This window comes from Neisseria musculi (assembly GCF_014297595.2).
In the GTDB taxonomy this organism is placed as follows: Bacteria; Pseudomonadota; Gammaproteobacteria; order Burkholderiales; family Neisseriaceae; genus Neisseria; species Neisseria musculi.
In genome coordinates this window covers 2,563,949-2,582,452 of sequence record NZ_CP060414.2, presented here as the reverse complement: position 1 = coordinate 2,582,452, position 18,504 = coordinate 2,563,949, and the positions used below count along the sequence as shown (strand labels likewise).

Annotated in this window: 17 protein-coding genes and 2 pseudogenes; 12 read left to right on the top strand and 7 right to left on the bottom strand. The window is 53.4% G+C overall.

Going from position 1 to position 18,504, the window contains the following annotated elements; translation table 11 throughout:
- The first annotated feature begins 23 nt into the window (after positions 1–23).
- The 3 genes from H7A79_RS13290 to argF all read left to right on the top strand — a co-directional run bounded on the left by H7A79_RS13290 (position 24) and on the right by argF (position 2,867).
- Positions 24–278 (top strand): hypothetical protein, encoded by a 255-nt coding sequence (locus tag H7A79_RS13290; protein WP_187000509.1) that lies wholly within the window; start codon positions 24–26, stop codon positions 276–278.
- A gap of 220 nt (positions 279–498) precedes the next feature.
- Complete coding sequence (locus tag H7A79_RS13285) at positions 499–1,605, top strand: methyltransferase (RefSeq protein ID WP_187000508.1); 1,107 nt, start codon at positions 499–501, stop codon at positions 1,603–1,605.
- A 269-nt stretch (positions 1,606–1,874) separates the two neighbouring features.
- Positions 1,875–2,867, top strand: a complete 993-nt coding sequence (gene argF / locus H7A79_RS13280) for an ornithine carbamoyltransferase (RefSeq protein WP_135035963.1) — start codon at positions 1,875–1,877, stop codon at positions 2,865–2,867.
- A 751-nt stretch (positions 2,868–3,618) separates the two neighbouring features.
- Here the strand turns inward: argF and putP are convergent.
- Together putP and H7A79_RS13270 are read right to left on the bottom strand one after the other, a co-directional pair.
- Positions 3,619–5,115 (bottom strand): sodium/proline symporter PutP, encoded by a 1,497-nt coding sequence (gene putP / locus H7A79_RS13275; protein ID WP_187000507.1) that lies wholly within the window; start codon positions 5,113–5,115, stop codon positions 3,619–3,621.
- Positions 5,116–5,231: 116 nt separating this feature from the next.
- Positions 5,232–5,375, bottom strand: coding sequence for a hypothetical protein (locus tag H7A79_RS13270; protein ID WP_353663623.1), 144 nt, complete (start codon positions 5,373–5,375; stop codon positions 5,232–5,234).
- 452 nt (positions 5,376–5,827) lie between these two features.
- Between H7A79_RS13270 and lgt the strand changes: the two genes are divergently transcribed.
- The 7 genes from lgt to H7A79_RS13235 all read left to right on the top strand — a co-directional run bounded on the left by lgt (position 5,828) and on the right by H7A79_RS13235 (position 12,710).
- Positions 5,828–6,685 (top strand): prolipoprotein diacylglyceryl transferase, encoded by an 858-nt coding sequence (lgt, locus tag H7A79_RS13265; protein WP_187000506.1) that lies wholly within the window; start codon positions 5,828–5,830, stop codon positions 6,683–6,685.
- 122 nt (positions 6,686–6,807) lie between these two features.
- Complete coding sequence (locus tag H7A79_RS13260; protein ID WP_135035951.1) at positions 6,808–7,404, top strand: aminodeoxychorismate/anthranilate synthase component II; 597 nt, start codon at positions 6,808–6,810, stop codon at positions 7,402–7,404.
- A gap of 187 nt (positions 7,405–7,591) precedes the next feature.
- Positions 7,592–7,765, top strand: coding sequence for a hypothetical protein (locus tag H7A79_RS13255; protein WP_187000505.1), 174 nt, complete (start codon positions 7,592–7,594; stop codon positions 7,763–7,765).
- Positions 7,766–7,791: 26 nt separating this feature from the next.
- Positions 7,792–8,820 carry an anthranilate phosphoribosyltransferase gene (gene trpD, locus H7A79_RS13250; RefSeq protein ID WP_187000504.1) on the top strand — a complete coding sequence of 343 codons (1,029 nt, stop codon included), beginning with the start codon at positions 7,792–7,794 and terminating at the stop codon, positions 8,818–8,820.
- A 380-nt stretch (positions 8,821–9,200) separates the two neighbouring features.
- Entirely contained in the window at positions 9,201–9,995 is a 795-nt protein-coding gene (trpA, locus tag H7A79_RS13245; protein WP_187000503.1) for a tryptophan synthase subunit alpha, read from the top strand.
- A gap of 27 nt (positions 9,996–10,022) precedes the next feature.
- Positions 10,023–10,892, top strand: coding sequence for an acetyl-CoA carboxylase, carboxyltransferase subunit beta (gene accD, locus H7A79_RS13240; RefSeq protein ID WP_187000502.1), 870 nt, complete (start codon positions 10,023–10,025; stop codon positions 10,890–10,892).
- 228 nt (positions 10,893–11,120) lie between these two features.
- On the top strand, positions 11,121–12,710 hold the full coding sequence (locus H7A79_RS13235; protein ID WP_187000501.1) for a calcium-binding protein: 1,590 nt from the start codon (positions 11,121–11,123) through the stop codon (positions 12,708–12,710).
- A 1,002-nt stretch (positions 12,711–13,712) separates the two neighbouring features.
- Here the strand turns inward: H7A79_RS13235 and H7A79_RS13230 are convergent.
- The 5 genes and pseudogenes from H7A79_RS13230 to H7A79_RS13210 all read right to left on the bottom strand — a co-directional run bounded on the left by H7A79_RS13230 (position 13,713) and on the right by H7A79_RS13210 (position 16,738).
- Positions 13,713–14,663 (bottom strand): annotated as a pseudogene (locus H7A79_RS13230) (IS110 family RNA-guided transposase).
- A 239-nt stretch (positions 14,664–14,902) separates the two neighbouring features.
- Positions 14,903–15,268 (bottom strand): hypothetical protein, encoded by a 366-nt coding sequence (locus H7A79_RS13225; protein ID WP_187001756.1) that lies wholly within the window; start codon positions 15,266–15,268, stop codon positions 14,903–14,905.
- A 9-nt stretch (positions 15,269–15,277) separates the two neighbouring features.
- On the bottom strand, positions 15,278–15,502 hold the full coding sequence (locus tag H7A79_RS13220; RefSeq protein ID WP_187000500.1) for a hypothetical protein: 225 nt from the start codon (positions 15,500–15,502) through the stop codon (positions 15,278–15,280).
- Between the two features lie 152 nt (positions 15,503–15,654).
- On the bottom strand, positions 15,655–15,783 hold the full coding sequence (locus H7A79_RS13215) for a hypothetical protein (protein ID WP_281384923.1): 129 nt from the start codon (positions 15,781–15,783) through the stop codon (positions 15,655–15,657).
- A gap of 13 nt (positions 15,784–15,796) precedes the next feature.
- Positions 15,797–16,738, bottom strand: coding sequence for a rolling circle replication-associated protein (locus H7A79_RS13210; RefSeq protein WP_187001580.1), 942 nt, complete (start codon positions 16,736–16,738; stop codon positions 15,797–15,799).
- A gap of 879 nt (positions 16,739–17,617) precedes the next feature.
- Between H7A79_RS13210 and H7A79_RS15260 the strand changes: the two are divergent.
- Both H7A79_RS15260 and H7A79_RS15255 read left to right on the top strand, forming a co-directional pair.
- Positions 17,618–17,786 (top strand): annotated as a pseudogene (locus H7A79_RS15260) (IS3 family transposase); the annotation flags it as partial.
- Positions 17,762–17,884 carry a hypothetical protein gene (locus tag H7A79_RS15255; RefSeq protein ID WP_434968549.1) on the top strand — a complete coding sequence of 41 codons (123 nt, stop codon included), beginning with the start codon at positions 17,762–17,764 and terminating at the stop codon, positions 17,882–17,884. The pseudogene H7A79_RS15260 and the gene H7A79_RS15255, both read left to right, overlap by 25 nt.
- The last annotated feature ends 620 nt before the right edge of the window (positions 17,885–18,504 follow it).

Genomic DNA, 18,504 nt, shown 5'->3' with positions numbered 1-18,504 from the left:
GGGATTCAGGTCTCGGTAGCTGCTTGATTAAACTATCCGGGTTTTTGGGTTGGTTCATTTCGGGCAGTTATTCTCGGGTAGCAGGCAAAAGGACGTCTGAAAACCACAGCAATGCTGCTTTTGTATTGCCGGCTTTTTCAGACGGCCTTTTCTTTTCAGACGGCCTGAAACCTTTGCAAAACTCATCAGGCCGTCTGAAATATTCAATTATCGTCATTCCCGCGCAGGCGGAAATCCAGCCTCAAAACCATCAAGTGTTTTATTTCAACAATTTATAAATTATAAAAAACAACTGGATTCCCGCCTGCGTGGAGGAGCGCAGCGGACTTCAAAGCCAATGACGGGATTTAAGCATTTCAGACGGCATTAAGGGTATTTTGCCAAGGTTCCGGCCTTTATTGCCTGCTCCGGCAAAGACGGGCGGGCGTTAGGAAACCGCAAACGCGGCCGGTCAAATATAGTAAACTTGCTTCCTTTAGTTTGCGTTCACGCCAAGCCATGACTGTTTTCATCCCCACCGACCGCGAAACCGCCGAATGGCGCAACGAAAGTACACAGAAGCCGCCGAAACGGGCGGTTTATCTGCACGAATGCGGCGCGGCTGCGGTTTTGAAGCAGGCTTATGCAGACACGGCTACGGTGTGGACGGGCGATTTCCACCATGCCAAGCAGGTGTTGGCAGCGGTAAAAAAGCGCGTGCGCAAGCCCGCTGCCCGGCAGGCGGAGATTCAGACGGCTTTTCACCGCCACCGTATGCGGCAGGCGCAAACCAGCCGTATGCTGAATATGCTGGCGGTAGAAATCGGAGCGGGGTTTACGCTCAAGCTGCCGCGCGCGCCGGATGTTCGCAGCGCGCTGGCCGATGTGTACAGCAGGCCGAACAGCAAGCCTTTCCTGCTGCCGCTCAATCAGTTGCTGGGTTTTATCGGTGCGTACGAGTGGCACAAAAAAGGCGTGTTCGTGCCGGAGCTTGATGCCGCCGTTTATGTGCCGTTCGGTGTATTTTCACCGCTGCGCGGCGAATATCTCGGCCTGATTGCCCGCGCGCCGCTGCCCCAACCTTGCGAAAGCGCGTTCGATATCGGCACGGGCTCGGGCGTGATTGCCGCCCTGTTGGCCGCGCGCGGCATTCCCTGCATCACCGCCACCGACAATAATCCGCGCGCCGCCGCCTGCGCCCGCGCCAATATTGGGCGGTTGGGATATGGCGGGCGCGTGCAGGTTGAAGAAACCGATTTGTTCCCGCAGGGGTGCGCCGATTTAATCGTCTGCAATCCGCCGTGGCTGCCCGCCAAACCCACTTCCGCCGTTGAAACCGCGCTTTACGATCCCGGCCACGCCATGCTGAAAGGCTTTTTAAACGGCGTGCGCGAACGGTTGAACCCCAACGGCGAGGCATGGCTGGTGATGTCGGATTTGGCCGAACACCTGCACCTGCGCGAGCCGGATTTTCTGCGGCAATGTTTTCAAGCGGCCTCGCTGGCCGTGGCGGGCGTTCTGCAAACGGCGCCCGCGCACCGCAAGGCCGCCGATGCCGCCGACCCGCTGGCATTCGCGCGCAGCAGGGAAACCACCAGCCTTTACCGTTTGAAAGCAGTTTTATAGTGGCTTAGATTTAACATGTACAGCGTTGCCTCGCCTTAGCTCAAAGAGAACGATTTTGTAAGCCGCTGAAGCGGCAACAGAATCGGTTCCGTACTACCTGTACTGTCTGCGGCTTCGTCGCCTTGTCCGTGTTAAATTTCAGCCACTATTGAATTTCCATCAAAAACCGTTGCGCAACGGTTTGTAGGAACGGCAGAAATCCATTACTATCCCAAGCAAACCGTTGTCGTTCAGAAGGCCGTCTGAAACCCACCAAGAAAGCAACCACCATGAACCTCAAAAACCGCCATTTTCTGAAACTGTTGGATTACACCCCCGAAGAAATCGAATATCTGCTCGATCTTGCCGCCGAGTTGAAAGCCGCCAAAAAAAACGGCAGCGAAAAGCGCAGGCTGACGGGTAAAAATATCGCGCTGATTTTCGAAAAAACCTCTACCCGCACCCGCTGCGCGTTTGAAGTGGCCGCCCACGACCAGGGCGCAAACGTTACCTATCTCGAGCCGGCAGCCAGCCAGATCGGCCACAAAGAAAGCATCAAAGACACCGCCCGCGTGTTGGGGCGTATGTATGACGCTATCGAATACCGGGGCTACGGCCAGGAAATCGTGGAAGAATTGGCCGAATATGCCGGCGTGCCCGTGTATAACGGCCTGACCAACGAGTTCCACCCCACTCAGATTCTGGCCGATATGCTCACCATGCGCGAACACTGCCGCAAGCCGCTGCGCCAAACCATCTATGCCTATGTGGGCGATGCACGCTACAACATGGGCAATTCGCTGCTGTTGGGCGGTGCCATTCTCGGCATGGACGTGCGCATCGGCGCACCCCGCCATTTGTGGCCGTCTGAACAATTGATTGCCAAAGCCCGCGCCACCGCCGAGAAAAGCGGCGCGCGCCTGCTCTTAACCGAAAACCCCCAAGAGGCGGTTAAGGGCGCGGACTATATCCACACCGATGTGTGGGTGTCGATGGGCGAGCCCGAAAGCGTGTGGAAAGAGCGCATCGAACTGTTGGCACCCTATCAGGTGAACGCCGCGCTGATGGCGGCCTCGGGCAACCCCGATGTAAAATTTATGCACTGCCTGCCTGCATTTCACAACAGCGAAACCGAAATCGGCAACCATATCCGCCAAACTTTCGGCATGGACGGCGTGGAAGTAACCGAAGAGGTGTTTGAAGGCCCTGCATCGGTGGTGTTCGATCAGGCCGAAAACCGTATGCACACCATCAAAGCCGTGCTGGTGGCCACGCTGGCCTAGCATCAGAAAGCTGCCGCGCGGCCGAAACCGGAGCCTTTATCCTACGGCTTTGCGTAAGTGCATCTCCTGCAAACGCGAAACCCCTTTGGCACACACTGGAGGTGTTTTATCATGCACACCGTTTCCACACCACCAATTCCGTTTTCCACCTTCCCGAAAAACGCCGCACCGTCCGGCCCGCAAAAAAACCAACGGCACACGGGGAAGCTCTCTGCATGTTCAGTGCAAGGCGGCAAGACGCTTATTCTTGTTACGGCATTGCCCGAAAGGCCGTCTGAACAAACAGGCCGAAACCTTGGCTAAAATACCCTTAGCCGTCTGAAAATGCTTAGGCTCCATCATTCCCGCGCAGCAGACTTGCAAACTCATAATAATGGTTGAATATTGGTGGTTGAATGTTTCAGACGGCCTGAATAAATTTTGCCAAGGCCTCAGGCCGTCTGAACTCCTGCCCTTTGGATCATCCCTTTATTTTGTTACCGCGGTGCCGCACCCGGCAAAAAGGCCGGTTTTACCGGCCGCCCAAGCGGTAACAGAATCGGTTTCATGCTTTCTCTGTTGCCTTGCCTATGCCGTATCGAAACCATGCACTCCCGCCCGAATCCCCCCGGCAAAATATTCTGTAAAACCCCAGATGACACCAAGCATCCGAATATAAGAATGCACCCCTTTGCGCGGGGTGCAATCTATCAAGAAAAGGCCGTCTGAAAAACCTTTCAGACGGCCTGACGGTTATCTCTCAGCCTGATGGTTATTTCGCGGCCTGATAAGCCTTGTCGGCTTCTTCAAATTTGTTTTCCACTTCTTTGGAAACCCTGCCCATCAGCGATACGGCCACAATGGCAATGAAGCAGGCGATAAAGCCGGGCACGATTTCATAAAGGCTGCTGCCGGTTAAGGGCTTCCAAGCCACCACGGTAACGGCACCGGCAATCATGCCCGCCAACGCGCCGGCGGCGGTCATGCGCTTCCAGAACACCGACAAAATCACCACCGGGCCGAACGCGGCGCCGAAGCCCGCCCAGGCGTAAGACACCAGCCCCAGCACTTTGCTCTCGGGGTCGGCAGCGATGATGATGGCAATCACGGCCACGGCCAGCACCATAATACGGCCTATCCACACCAATTCCTGCTGCGGCGCGTTGGGGCGAAGAAAGCCTTTATAAAAATCTTCGGTGATGGCACTCGAACACACCAGCAGCTGGCAAGACAAGGTGGACATCACGGCAGCGAGAATGGCCGAAAGAATCACGCCGGCAATCCACGGATTGAACAAAATGGTGGTCAGCGCGATAAAGATGCGTTCGTTGTTGCCTGCCATTTCGCCTGCCTGTTCGGGGTGGCCGCCGAAATAGGCAATGCCGAAATAGCCCACGGCACACGCGCCCGCCAAGCAGAGAATCATCCAAGTCATGCCGATGCGGCGGGCGGATACCAGCGATTTCACGTTTTCGGCCGCCATAAAGCGCGCGAGAATGTGCGGCTGGCCGAAATAGCCCAAGCCCCATGCGGCAGTGGAAACAATGCCCATCAGGGTGGTGCCGGCCAGCAGGCTGCCGTATTCCTTGCCGGTGGCGGCGGCCACGCTCTGAATGGCGGCGTTCATTTCATCGGCACCGCCCAAAGCCAGATACACCATCACCGGGGTGATGATAAGGGCAAAAATCATCAGCGTGGCCTGCACGGTATCCGTCCAGCTCACAGCCAGAAAGCCGCCGATAAAGGTGTAGGCAATGGTTGCGCCCGCGCCCAGCCACATGGCCTGGGTGTAGGTTACGTCAAACAGGCTTTCAAACAGCCGCGCACCGGCCACGATGCCCGAAGCGCAATAAATCGTGAAGAAAAACAAAATGATGGCAGCAGAAATCACTTTCATCGCCCTGCCGCCCCCACCGAAGCGGTGAAAGAAATAATCAGGCAGCGTGAGCGCGTTGTTGTTGTATTCGGTGTGTACGCGTAGGCGGCCGGCCACCAAAAGCCAGTTGAAATACGCGCCCACGGTCAGGCCGATGGCAATCCACGCTTCGCTCAGACCGGAGGCGTAGATCGCGCCGGGCAGGCCCATCAGCAGCCAACCCGACATATCGGACGCACCCGCCGACATCGCGGTAACGAAGCTGCCCAAACTGCGGCCGCCGAGAATATAGTCGTCAAAATTGCGGGTGGAAAAATACGCCGCCAAACCAATCAGCAGCACGGCAACCAAATAGATGCCGAAGGTAACGTACATCGGATTAAAAGCACCCATAAAAAACCTCTTTCTCAAAATATTTTTCTGAACAGGCCGTCTGAAACGGCAGCAACGGATACCGCATACTGCGGCCGATGATGCTGCGGCATTTAACCGCAAGCTGCCGCTTTGCGTCAAGGCGGGTTGGAAGCGGTTAAGGCTTGAAAAGATGCCCTCTGCAACCGCCCGCACTGCGGGGCGTGTCCTGCCCTTTGTGCAGGCGGTGCGGGCTTGGCACCCACCCGTCCGCCCTCTGCCGCAACAGTATATTCCGCCACAAACCCGTTGCCGGCAACGGGCAGCCGAAGCGCGTGCCCACCGAATGCGGCGGGGTTCGCCCGTGCCGCCGCAAAGCGGCAAAACTCTGGTATCGGCGTGCGCTCAGGCAGCAGGCTCGCTTTATTTCGGCAGCGGGAGGCAAACCGCAGGCCGTTCAAACGGCACGGAACCGGTTCAAGCGCCGATCGGGCGGCCTGCAAAACCGTTCTATTTGAGAGGGCTAAAAAGCAAGCAGGCTCAAGAAAAGGCAGACTGATGCGCGGCAACACCGCAACGCAAATGAAGCGGGTTCACCATATCATCGCACCCAACCGGCCGGCATAAAGCGCAGAGCCGGACAGCAGCCGGCGGAGCAGGCCATGCCCGAAGCGCCGCCGCAAGGCCGCGCCTGCTTTTCAGACGGCCTCTGCTATAATAACCGTCCACCCCACCCGAAAACAGGTATTCCCTTATGATGATACACCCGCAGTTCAGCCCCGAATTAATCAGCATCGGCCCGTTGGCGGTACGCTGGTATGCGCTCAGCTATATTGTCGGCTTCGTTCTGTTTATCTGGCTGGGAAGGCGGCGCATCGACCGGGGCGGCCAAGTGTTTACCAAAGAGATGCTCGACAATTTTCTCACCTGGGGCGTATTCGGCGTGATTCTCGGCGGTCGTTTGGGCTATGTTTTGTTTTACAAATTTTCCTACTATATAGAACACCCCGCCGATATTGTGAAAGTGTGGGAAGGCGGCATGTCGTTTCACGGCGGTTTTTTAGGCGTGTTGGTTGCCATGTGGCTGTTCGGCCGCAAATATAAAACCGGCTTTTGGCGCACGGCCGATTTCGTTGCCCCGCTGGTGCCTTTAGGCTTGGCCAGCGGACGCATCGGCAACTTTATCAACGGCGAACTGTGGGGACGCATCACCGACATCAACGCTTTTTGGGCGATGGGCTTTCCGCAAGCCGCCTATGAAGATACCGCAGCCGCCGCCCGCAACCCGCAATGGGCAGAATGGCTCGCGCAACACGGTATGCTGCCGCGCCACCCCTCGCAGTTATACCAATTTGCGCTCGAAGGCATCTGCCTGTTTGTTGTCGTGTGGCTGTTTGCCCGCAAACCGCGCCCTGTCGGACAGGTGTCGATGGTGTTTCTAACAGGCTACGGTGTATTCCGCTTTACCGCAGAGTTTGCCCGCCAGCCCGACGACCACCTCGGCCTGCTCACGTTGGGCTTATCGATGGGGCAATGGCTGAGCCTGCCCATGGTTGTGTTGGGCATTGCCGGCTTTATCTGTTTCGGCAAGCGCAACGAGAAGGCCGTCTGAAAACCGCCCCGGCAGGCAGGCCGTTTCAGACGGCTCTTTATAAAAGCAGCAGCAGATTCCGCCGAGCCGGGCAACACCGTATCCTTTGCACGGATACCCACTCCACAACAGGCTGAAACACCATGCTTTTAATGATAGACAACTACGACAGCTTCACCTACAACATCGTGCAGTATTTCGCCGAACTCGGCCAAGATGTAGAAGTGTTCCGCAACGACAGCATCACCCTCGAAGAAATTGCCGCGCTCAACCCGCAGTATCTGGTTATCGGCCCCGGCCCCTGCTCGCCCAAAGAAGCCGGCATTTCCGTGGCTGCCATGCAGCATTTCGCAGGACGGCTGCCGGTGATGGGCATCTGCTTGGGCCACCAAACCATAGGCGAAGCCTTCGGCGGCAATATCGTGCGCGCGAAAACACTGATGCACGGCAAAGTATCGCCCGTGCATCATTTAAACAAAGGAATGTTCCGCAACCTGCCCGACCCCGTAACCTGCACCCGCTACCACAGCCTCGTTATCGACCGCCCCACCCTGCCCGAGTGCTTGGAAATCACCGCTTGGACCGATGACGGCGAAATCATGGGCGTGCGCCACAAAACGCTGCCCGTTGAGGGCGTGCAGTTCCACCCCGAAGCCCTGCTCACCGAACACGGGCATGAAATGCTGGATAATTTTTTAAAAGAATTTGCAGGCTTTCAAACGGCCGAAACGCAAACATAAGGCCGTCTGAAAAGCTGAATAGAAAAGGAATACACCATTGCCGCGCGCAGGTCGCCAACTGTTCCACGCACAGCAGACGGGCTTTTGCAACCAACCCGGCTTCCATTTTCACACGGCCGCCGATGCAGGCAGAGGCCGTCTGAAAAGCTGACGGAGCGGTGAAAAGCAGCGCACTGCGTTTGCGCCCGTGCCGCCGCCCGTTTTCAGACGGCCCGAACACCGCATCAAGCCGTCTGAACACAATAACGGCAAGCCCTGCGCCGTGATTGCGCAAGCTATCGGCAAAAAGCAATACGCCGCAGTTGCACAGGCTCCCGCCCTCCTTTTCAGACGGCTCGAGCGCAAACACAAGGCCGTCTGAAAGCCCGGATATAAAGGAAACGTGTCATGATTACCCCCCAGCAGGCCATCGCCCGCCTGATCGGCAACAACGAGCTTTTTTATGACGAAATGACCGCGCTGATGCGCCAGATTATGAGCGGGCAGGTGCCGCCCGAGCAGCTGGCCGCCATTCTCACCGGCCTGCGCATCAAAGTGGAAACCGTGTCCGAAATCAGCGCCGCCGCCGCCGTGATGCGCGAGTTTGCCACCCCCGTGCCCGTGCGCGACCCAGACCATTTGGTCGATATTGTCGGCACCGGCGGCGATGGTGCCCAAACCTTCAACATCTCCACCACCGCCATGTTTGCAGCCGCCGCAGCCGGCGCAAAAGTGGCCAAACACGGCGGCCGCTCGGTGTCGTCATCCAGCGGCGCGGCAGACGTGCTGGAAGAAATGGGCGTAAACCTCAACCAAACGCCCGCTCAGGTGGGCAGCAGCATCGACCATACCGGCATCGGTTTTATGTTTGCCCCCAACCACCACAGCGCCATGCGCCATGTCGCCCCTGTGCGCCGCTCGCTCGGCTTCAGAAGCATTTTCAATATTTTAGGCCCCCTCACCAACCCCGCAGGCGCACCCAACCAACTGCTCGGCGTGTTCCACATCGACTTGTGCGGCATACTCTCGCGCGTGTTGCAGCAACTCGGCTCGCAACACGTTTTAGTGGTACACGGCAGCGACGGCCTAGACGAAATCACCGTTACCGGCCCAACCCGTGTGGCCGAGCTGCATCACGGCACCATCAGCGAATACGATATTTCCCCCGGGCAATTCGGCCTGGCCACCTACCCCAACCTCGACAGCATACGTGTCAGCAACAGTGCCGAATCGCTCGCCATGATGAACCGCGTTTTGGCCGGCGAGCCCGGAGCCGCGCGCGATATCGTGCTGCTCAATGCAGCGGCCTGCCTGTATGCGGGCAATGTGGCCGACTCGCTGGCAAGCGGTATTCAGGCCGCTGCCGAAGCCATCGATTCGGGCAGAGCCAAAGCCAAGCAGGCCGAGTTTGCCGCCTACGCGCAAAACGGTGGATAACCGCCTCCCCCGAAAACAGCCCCGAATCCGGCATCTTCATCTTAGGGAGTATAGTCAGAATGCTTGTGAAGCGGTTTTTTGAGGAAAAATCCGCAGATGCCAGGCAAAAAGCGCAGTAAGATTGAACATCTTGCGAGCATTTTGAACGCCGCAGATGCAGATTTTAACCAAAAATACCGCCGCAACGCTTTCTGACTACACTCCCCAACCAAATGAAAAATAAGAAATATTGAAAGCACAATCTGCGCTGCCTGCATTTTGCCCGGCGCGCAGATTCGGATAAATTATCGTTCAGGCAAAATCAAAGCAATGTTATACTTGTTTTTTTATGATTCCTTATTTTCAGGCCGTCTGAAAGCCGGGCTGCCGCATTCCGAACCATGAGCAGAATCCAGCAAACCTTTAACGCGTTGGGCAATAACAAAGCCCTGATTCCGTATATCACCGCCGGCGACCCCGATCTCGGCACCACGCTCGCGATCATGCACAGCATGGTTGCCAACGGTGCCGATTTAATCGAACTGGGCGTGCCGTTTTCTGATCCGATGGCAGACGGCCCCACCATCCAGCGTGCTGCCGAACGCGCCTTGGCGCAAGGCGTTTCGTTGAAAGACGTGTTGGAAGTGGTGCGCGGATTCCGCCAAACCAACCCGACCACCCCCGTGGTATTGATGGGCTATCTCAACCCCGTGCATAAAATGGGCTATGCCCAATTTGCCCGTGCCGCCGCCGAAGCAGGCGTTGACGGCGTATTAACCGTAGATTCGCCCATCGAAACCATCGCCCCGCTGCACCACGCCCTGCGGCAAAACGGCTTGGACTGCATTTTTCTGGCCGCCCCCACCACCGGCGAAGCACGCATGGCCGCCATCGGCAGGCTCGCCGGCGGTTTCGTATATTATGTGTCGCTCAAAGGCGTAACCGGCTCCGCACAGTTAGATACCGAAGCTGTTTCGCGTAAAATCAAGATTTTACGCAAATATACCGACCTGCCCATCGGTGTAGGCTTCGGTATCAGCAATGCTGAAAACGCCGGCAAAACCGCCGCTGTTGCCGATGCCGTCATCGTGGGCAGCCGCATTGTTCAGGAAATCAAAAACAACGCCGGCCGTGAAGCCGAAGCTGTCGGCGCGTTGGTGAAACAACTCAAAAACGCCGTTGCACAGGCCGTCTGAAAAAATCTTTCCAACCAAGGAGCAAACATGAGCTGGTTAGACAAAATCCTCCCTCCGAAAATCAAGCGTGCCGGCAAAAACGAATCCAGTGTGCCCGAAGGCCTGTGGCACAAATGCCCTTCGTGTGCCGCAACCCTTTATTCGACCGAGCTGCAACAAAACCTGCAAGTATGCCCGAAATGCAGCCACCACAACGCCCTTTCCGCCCGCGAACGCCTCAACATTCTCTTAGATGAAAACGGTCGCGAAGAAATCGGTGCCAACGTCAAACCCATTGATATACTGAAATTCAAAGACAGCAAAAAATACCCCGAACGGCTCACCGCCGCCCGAAAATCCACCGGCGAAAACGATGCGTTGGTGGTTATGAAAGGCACGCTGAACGGCCTGCCCGTTGTTGCAGCCGCTTTTGAATTCCGCTTTATCGGCGGATCGATGGGTTCGGTGGTAGGCGAACGTTTTGTACAAGGCGTGCGCCGTGCCGCAGCCGATCGCTGCACCTTCATCTGTGTGGCCGCATCCGGCGGTGCGCGTATGCAGGAAGGCCTCAACTCACTGATGCAGATGACCAAAACCAGCGCAGTCCTGCACCTGCTTTCCGAAAAAAACCTGCCTTTTATCTCAGTGCTTACCGACCCGACTATGGGCGGCGTATCCGCCAGTTTCGCCTTTTTGGGCGACATCGTGATGGCCGAACCCAACGCCCTAATCGGCTTCGCCGGCCCCCGCGTCATTGAACAGACCGTGCGCGAAACCCTGCCCGAAGGCTTCCAACGCGCCGAATTTCTACTTGAAAAAGGTGCCATTGACCAAATTGTCGACCGTCGCGAAATGAAACAACGCATTACCGGCCTCATTACCCTGCTGCGCCGTGAGGAGCCTGTAAACACCGCCTGATTTTCAACCGTACACTCCCCCTCACCAACACCACAAAATAAACATCATAATACTCAAATAAGTTAATACATTGCCATTTATTCTAAATAAATGCCACTCGATTGGAATGTAACCGCCTGATTTAAACCTGAACTAAAATAAAAGTGCAGATCTTAGCAGTTGCCTGTATCAAATTTACCGGTTTGGTGCGGGCAGTTTTTTAACATGAAACAGCATGAGGAGTGCACAATGACACATTCATTCAAAGGTTTCAGCGGTGGCAAGAGCTACGGCTGGGGCGGCAAGGGCCACTACGGCTGGGGCGGCAAGGATAAAGGAATCGGTAACTGGTATTGCCCGCCTGTTATCCCCCCGATTATCGGATTTGTTCCGAAACCCCTACCCCCGATTATCGGATTTATTCCGAAACCCCTACCTCCGATTATCGGATTTGTTCCGAAACCCAAACCTCCGATTATCGGACTTTTCCCGAAACCCAAACCTCCGATTATCGAACTTTTCCCGAAACCTAAGCCTCATCCGAAACCCGAGCCGAAACCCGAACCCAAGCCTGAGCCGAAACCCGAGCCCAAGCCTGAGCCGAAACCCGAGCCCAAGCCTGAGCCGAAACCCGAGCCCAAGCCTGAGCCGAAACCCGAGCCCAAGCCTGAGCCGAAACCCGAGCCCAAGCCTGAGCCGAAACCCGAGCCCAAGCCTGAGCCGAAACCCGAGCCCAAGCCTGAGCCGAAACCCGAGCCCAAGCCTGAGCCGAAACCCGAGCCCAAGCCTGAGCCGAAACCCGAGCCCAAGCCTGAGCCGAAACCCGAGCCCAAGCCGAAAGACGACTGCATTGATTGCAAGGATAACAATGCCAATCCCGACAACAGTTTCGGCGGCATCGATAAAAATCCCGGTAATATTATTAAAGGCACACCCAACGAAATAGGCCAAATTCACGGTACCGAGAAAAAAGACACCATTTACGGTACTGATAAAGCTGATAAAATTTACGGTCATGCCGGTGCAGATGTGATCTACGGCGGTGCAGGAGACGACATCATCTACGGAAATGACAACGGCGATACGCTGTATGGCCAGTCAGGTAACGACACGCTCTACGGCGGCACAGGCAACGATTACCTCAATGGCGGAGAAGGCAACGACATCATGTACGGAGGTCTCGGCAATGATGTATATCTGGTTGAGCAGAAAGGAGATTGCGTAGTTGAGCATGCCAACGAGGGCACCGACACCGTTCGCACCTATATCGATTACGAATTGCCGGATAATGTTGAGAACCTGATTCTGATGGGTACGGCCAATCTGAACGGAACCGGTAACAGCCTGAACAACGAAATTATCGGCAACGGCGGCAATAATGAATTGCGCGGCATGGATGGTGATGACCGTCTGATCGGCAAAGGCGGCGGCGACTGGCTTGATGGCGGTGCCGGCAACGACTATCTTGAAGGCGGCGTCGGCAACGACACCTATGTGTTCAATAAAGGTTATGGTCATGATGTAATCTGTGATTACGATACCGATCCGTGTAACCATGATGTACTTGAATTTTGGCAAGGCCTCCAGATTTCCGACTTAAGCTTTGCCCGCTCGGGCAACGATTTAACCATCAAAGCCGGCGGTCAAGATTCGTTAACTGTGAGCAATTGGTTTGAAAGTGCGGCCTACCGCATCGAAGAGTTTAAATTTGATGACGGCACCGTATGGAACAGCACCGCTATCGATAAAGTACTCAACAGCTACGGTATCGATACATCCTATGCTTCTGTGAGCCAAGATCAAATCACCCAACAAACCCAAACCCAAGGCATTATTTAAGTTTGAAATAGCTTAAACCAACAGGCCGTCTGAAAAAACTTTCAGACGGCCTAGGATTTTTCAGCATCTAATTTGCCTCCACACTACAAAATCTTTAGAGACTGTCTTAGATAACCAGGTCAAATTCTCTTATCAATTCTTTTAAAAAGATAATTGAGATTTTATTTTAATGTTGTTAAACATCGTTCACATTATTCAAATACAGCTTGAAATGGGCTTTAGTAATGCCATTGAACTTACACAAATAGCATTTTGACTAATTCTAAAAATTTCCAATGCCGTTAATATGTTTTTGTAGGTTGACAAACTGCTGTGATTTATCCGGTGGTTGAATCTGCCGACATCCAACATATTTTAATTGCATAAATTGTCCGTATAAACTACACTGTCAGGTATAATTTTCCCTGCAATAACAGGGAACCAACTTTCTTTTGAGCATTATTCGTTATGACCGTATAACCTTGCCGCCATGCTTGGGAATACCGGAATCACTATTTTAACTTCCCGAACCGATACCGCAAGCAGACACAGGCCGTCTTAAGGTGGTGTCGGGCCGGGGCGGCAGCACGGTGGAGTCAATGCCGTCCATCGCCCGTTCGAAAGAGGCCGGCAACGTTACGCCGCTATCCTGCAACGCCGTTTCAAGGCGGAAAAGCCAAATGGGAAACGGGTAAGGGCTGCCACGGAGCTCAATAATGCGGGAGAAAAGTTGTATCTTTCTCCGCTGATGGATTGGTTCAACAAGGCAATCATCGGTTGCCGGATTCGATGCCGGTGGGGAAAAGCGCAACTGTTGCCGCTGACGGACTGGTTTAACGGAGAAATCATCGGTTGCTGAATCCCACAACCCGGCGCTGTCGATTCGGTCGGTAAGATATTGAAAGAAGCATTTAAGCAATCAAGATAGTATGTGCAAGTGTCAATGCCGTTGATGTATTCTTTCGGCAACAACCAAGCCGTACCCTGCTTTTGTAGGGCATTTTTCTGTTTGGTATTGTTAATTTATGCTGTTAATCCGTAACGGGTTTTGTCGTATTCCGTTTGGTTTTTCAAAATGTAGAAAGCGATGGTTACCAGCTTTCGCATAATTGCAACAATAGATGAGTTTCGGCGGTTTTTTCCCGGCTTTCAGACGGCCGATAAAGGCGGGAAAGGCGTTCATGCGGTAGGCGGCCAATGCGGGCATGTATAGGGCTGCCCTTAAGTCGGACTTGCCTACCTTTGAAATCCGTTCTTTGCCGTTTACGCTTGTTCCCGGCTGATGCCGTTTTGGACCCAAACCGAAATAGGCGGCCAGTTGGGCAGCGGTATCAAAGCGTGATGTTATGGTCGAGAGCAAAACGGCGGCGGTGTTTTCGCCTATGCCTGTGATGGTTTTCAGGCGTTGGCGGTTTTTGTCGTAATCGGGATTGGCTTTGTAAAAGCTCTGCAAGTCTTTTTTAAGCGTCTGCAAATAGCGGCTCAAGTAGTCTATCGTTGCCTTTATGTGCCGTTTCAAGTAATTGGGGGCTGTTTGATACTTGGTCAGTTCTGCCGCCCGTTGTTTTTTGATGCGAGCTATATAGCGGGTCAGTTCCTGAAGCTGTTTTTGTTCGGACGGCTGCGGCTGCCATGTTTCGGGGTTCATGGCCTTGCAGTAGCGGGCGATGAGTTTTGCGTCTTGTTTGTCGGTTTTGCTTCTTTGCAATACGGCGTTTGCGAAGCCTTTTATTTTTCTTGGGTTGTCCACGCTCATTTTGTAATGGCTGTTGAGATATTCGGCCGGCGGTCTATAGCAGGTTCCCGTTGCTTCGCAGCAGCAGTGCAGGCTTGGGTTGGCGTTATGGCCGTTTAGCATGCTTTCAGCTCGGCTTAACCTGTGGGGCTGTTTCCGAATCGGTGTTCGTAAAAAAAGCCGTCTGAAATCAGACGGCAGTCTATGGTTACTTTGCTCACGTCTATTCCCAAGTACATGGTGTTTTACCTTATCAATGCGGGCTTTGCGCCTTAGATAGTGTTCAAGCTTGATGATTGGGGTAAGCCCCCGCTTCAATCTTTGGGACATGTTTTGAACATCGGCCGTACTTGCGAAGTCGGGGGCTTTATGCCTTTATGGGGCGCTGCCCCAAACCCCGCAATTCCCGCAGTTTCTGCCGCTGATTGGGCGGCGGCTGAGGCAGATTTTCTCAATTCCACACCCAAATCGGATAAACTCAAACCGCTGCCGTTTTCAGACGGCAACGTACCGAGACCGCGCCCGATACCCTTGGCAACAGAAGAAATCGCACCACCCCCGGCAAATTATCCAATGTGGCTCCTGCCGTCATAACGGCATGATGCGCGGCACCCAAGTCATTACCTTGTTTAATCGAACTTCCCAATTGTTCAGAATAAATATCAACGGCCTTTGAAGCTGCACTGCCGACTGCACCCGCAATAATTGCGGCACAGGCCGTCTGAGTAATTTTTGACGGCACTTTTACCTGATTGCCGTATTTTGTCGGCACAACTTGGGTCATCACGGCGTTTGTTGCTTCTTCATGCGTTTGATGGCAGATTCGGCCTACCTGATAACCCATGACTGCACCTTAGCCTACAGAGTCTGCACCGCGTTTGCCGATGCGCACGAGCGCAAAGGCAATAGAGATGCCCACTACCACCGCGCCAATCGCCAAAACGCCTGCTTTCAAACCGCTGATTTCGGTTTTGATGGTTTCCAGCAGATTGGCATCATCGGCCAATGCAACGGCAGGCATGGCGGCCATTGTGGCAACGGCCAAGCCTTTGTACATTTTGTCTTTCAGGTTTTTCATGATTTTTTCCTTTCAAAGTTTAGTAAGTAAAAACAGGTTGGCAGTGTTTAAAGGGTCAATTCAAGGCACACCGCCCAGGCCCTGAATCTTTGTTCAGCTTTCGTCAGAGTAGTAAACGTGGTCTTTAAAAGCACACGGGAATACGCGCACGGTCAAGAGTTGGTTTTGCTGTAACTGCCGTCATCGTTTTTGCGCTCTCTCACCATCATGCGGTGGTCAAAGGCGGCGGTCATGTAAATGCCTTGAACGGGCGGCTGCGGGGTTGGGGTTTTGTTGCTCATGGCTTTTCCTTTCTTAAGGCCGCTTTCCGATAATTCCGCGGTTCAAAAATGCCCATTTGGGGCTGATGGTTTCACTTAAAACGATGTTGTAATTCTCTTCGGTTATATCGGGTATCACCAATCCCCTGACTTCAACGGCATATCTTTTGAGATACGGCCCAACGGCCACACCCCGGTTTTGCAGCTTGCGCCGCCATCGGGCCGAACCGGCAGAGCGGAACGAAAAGTTTGATGTGGCAATCTTCCAAAGGCTTTTTTTGTCAATGGTGGTGCGGATAAGCCTATAGCCCTTGTCTTCGGGAAAACGACTGTCAATATGCTTGGCAATGTACTTGGCGACATAATGCGACAAACCCTTGCTGTTGGTTTTGACCGGCAGCAGTTCGGCGCGGCCGAAACCGTATCTGCCCACGTTTTCGCGTATCCGCTTCCAAAGCCGGCGCAATGCGGGGTTGGCACTTTGGTAGCCACGGGCGGCGGCAAAGTTCAGCCCTCGCCGTATATCTTCACGGGTGTTTACGATTAGGTGGAAGTGAATACGGCCTTTCTTGGTGCGCCCATACACGCAGATGCAGTGTTTGAAATGTTTACTCAGAAAGTTTGTGCGCAGACTGTGAAAGCGGCGGCCGGCTTCTTTTACGTCCTGCACGTCATCGGCAAAGGTTAGAGTTAAAAAGCCGACATGGTTTAGGCCAAATGTTTGTATGAATTGGTGTACGTTTAATTCCAACGCGGTTGCAGATTTCTTGTGCGAAGTCGAAAACACATTCAGTTTTGCGCTCTCTTTTGCCGCTTCGCTTTCAAACCTTTCATGAAATTTTGGCAATTGCTTGTTTTTACTGCCTTTCATGCCTGCAGCATGATTCCCGATGCAGTTGTTACTATTAAGACAAGAAAGCGCGCCGCGCTTCGCGCTTTGCGCCGCTACGGCGCATACATCACAGACGCAGCCCAAAACGCCCGAAAAAGCGGACGTTTGGCGGTACTGGCGGCATTCGGGGCAGCAGCGGGTACTCATGGACACACCCCCCGCTTCAATCCAAGATTGGCCGCCTAATTTGCAGGCCGGCAAAGCCAAATCGTGATGGATTTGGCCGGCAAACCCAAAACCATGCGGGCATGGGTTTGCAGGTTCGTTTTTTGTGAGCATGATTTTTCCGGCTTCGATTAGCTGCAGATTCCAACCGCCGCCGAAACGGGCGGGGTCGGGTTTGGTTCCGTACGTTCTGCACGCCATCTCAAAACCCCTATACGGCCTATGTGTTTTAAGCTGAAACATCATCGTATAAATACGCTGCTCCTGCTTAACAGCATCTTTCAGGCTTTTGGCCGTTCTGGTCGGAAGTTCGCTATAAATTCCATCTTTTCCGGTTTTCCGAACCGCCAGCCTGCCTTTGTCATAGGTAGCAACTTCGCACAAAGTCGGACGGTCGGAGTTACCAATACGCACATAAATATTTCTCATCTCACGAATCCTTAAATAATCAATAAATTAATAAAATTATTATAATTAAAACCCCGCTTTTGCCATCATAACAGTCAATCAGTTTCTTAACGGCCATACGCCCGAATGTGTCGGCTCCGGACAGGGTTTTATTAGGCGGGACAGGGTTTCGTATAGGAAAATTGACGGTTTGCAGGCAAAGCAATCATGGTTCGACTCACGGAATACGCGGACGGTGCAGGATTTGGGAAAACGTTCGGGTTCGGGCGTGATGGTACGGCAGGCTGATGACATTTGAGCCCCCTTTCAAAAGTCGGTTGTTCCGATTTGTAAAGGAGTAGAATGTAAAAATACACCCCTTTTGTTGGGGTGCAATATATAAGGCCGTCTGAAAAACCGATACTGCATTCTGACCAAGGTTGGCAGTATCAGATGGATTTTTATCAAAAGCAGTTAAAAGACAAAGGATTAGTGCAGAGCATGTCCCGTAAGGAAAACTGTCTGGACAATGCGGCCGTGGAAAGCTTCTCCGGCATGTTAAAGTCGGAATGTTTCCATACGCGCAAATACGCTTCCGCTGCCGAACCGGAAGCGGCTTTGCGCGAATCTATCCGTTACTGCAATCATAATGGGGTTAATTGGAATGAAAAGGATTGAGTTCTGTGCCATACAGGATTCAGGCTTTGGGAGTCGATTGATTAAGCTGTCCAACTTTTTTGGGGATAGTTCACACAAACAGAATTTTTTTGCATCTGCCTTAACTACGCGCTAGGATTGGCCGACTCTTTTTGCAAGATACAGCATCATGTGTTTATCGGATAAACAAACACCTAAGAGGAAAAGCATTATGGTCGATATTCCACTTATCTCCCAATAAAGATTACGGTTTTTCAGCACCATCGGTTTGTATCTCTCCCCCCACAGGAGTTTGGGGAACCAACCGTTACCAAAATCTGAAAGCAACCTATGGGCACACGTAAGACGACGCGGCTTTGTTTTTGGACAGCCACGATCGTTATTCGGCAGATGGTGCGGTGCCTTGAACGACCTGTACAGCTTGAACTGCCAAGAAATGGTATCGGCAGCAACCGATAAATGGAGTAGTGATTGATGTTTTTTTAATTTTAAACTCCTTATACTCTAGTGTTTTCTACATCTAAAACTCGTTGAGGCCGTCTGAAATACCTAAACACCATCTTCTTAATTGCATTTTAATCTGAGTAAAACCACCGCGTAAAAAACGCCTTTCCGTTGCGGGGAAGGCGTTTGATAGAGCA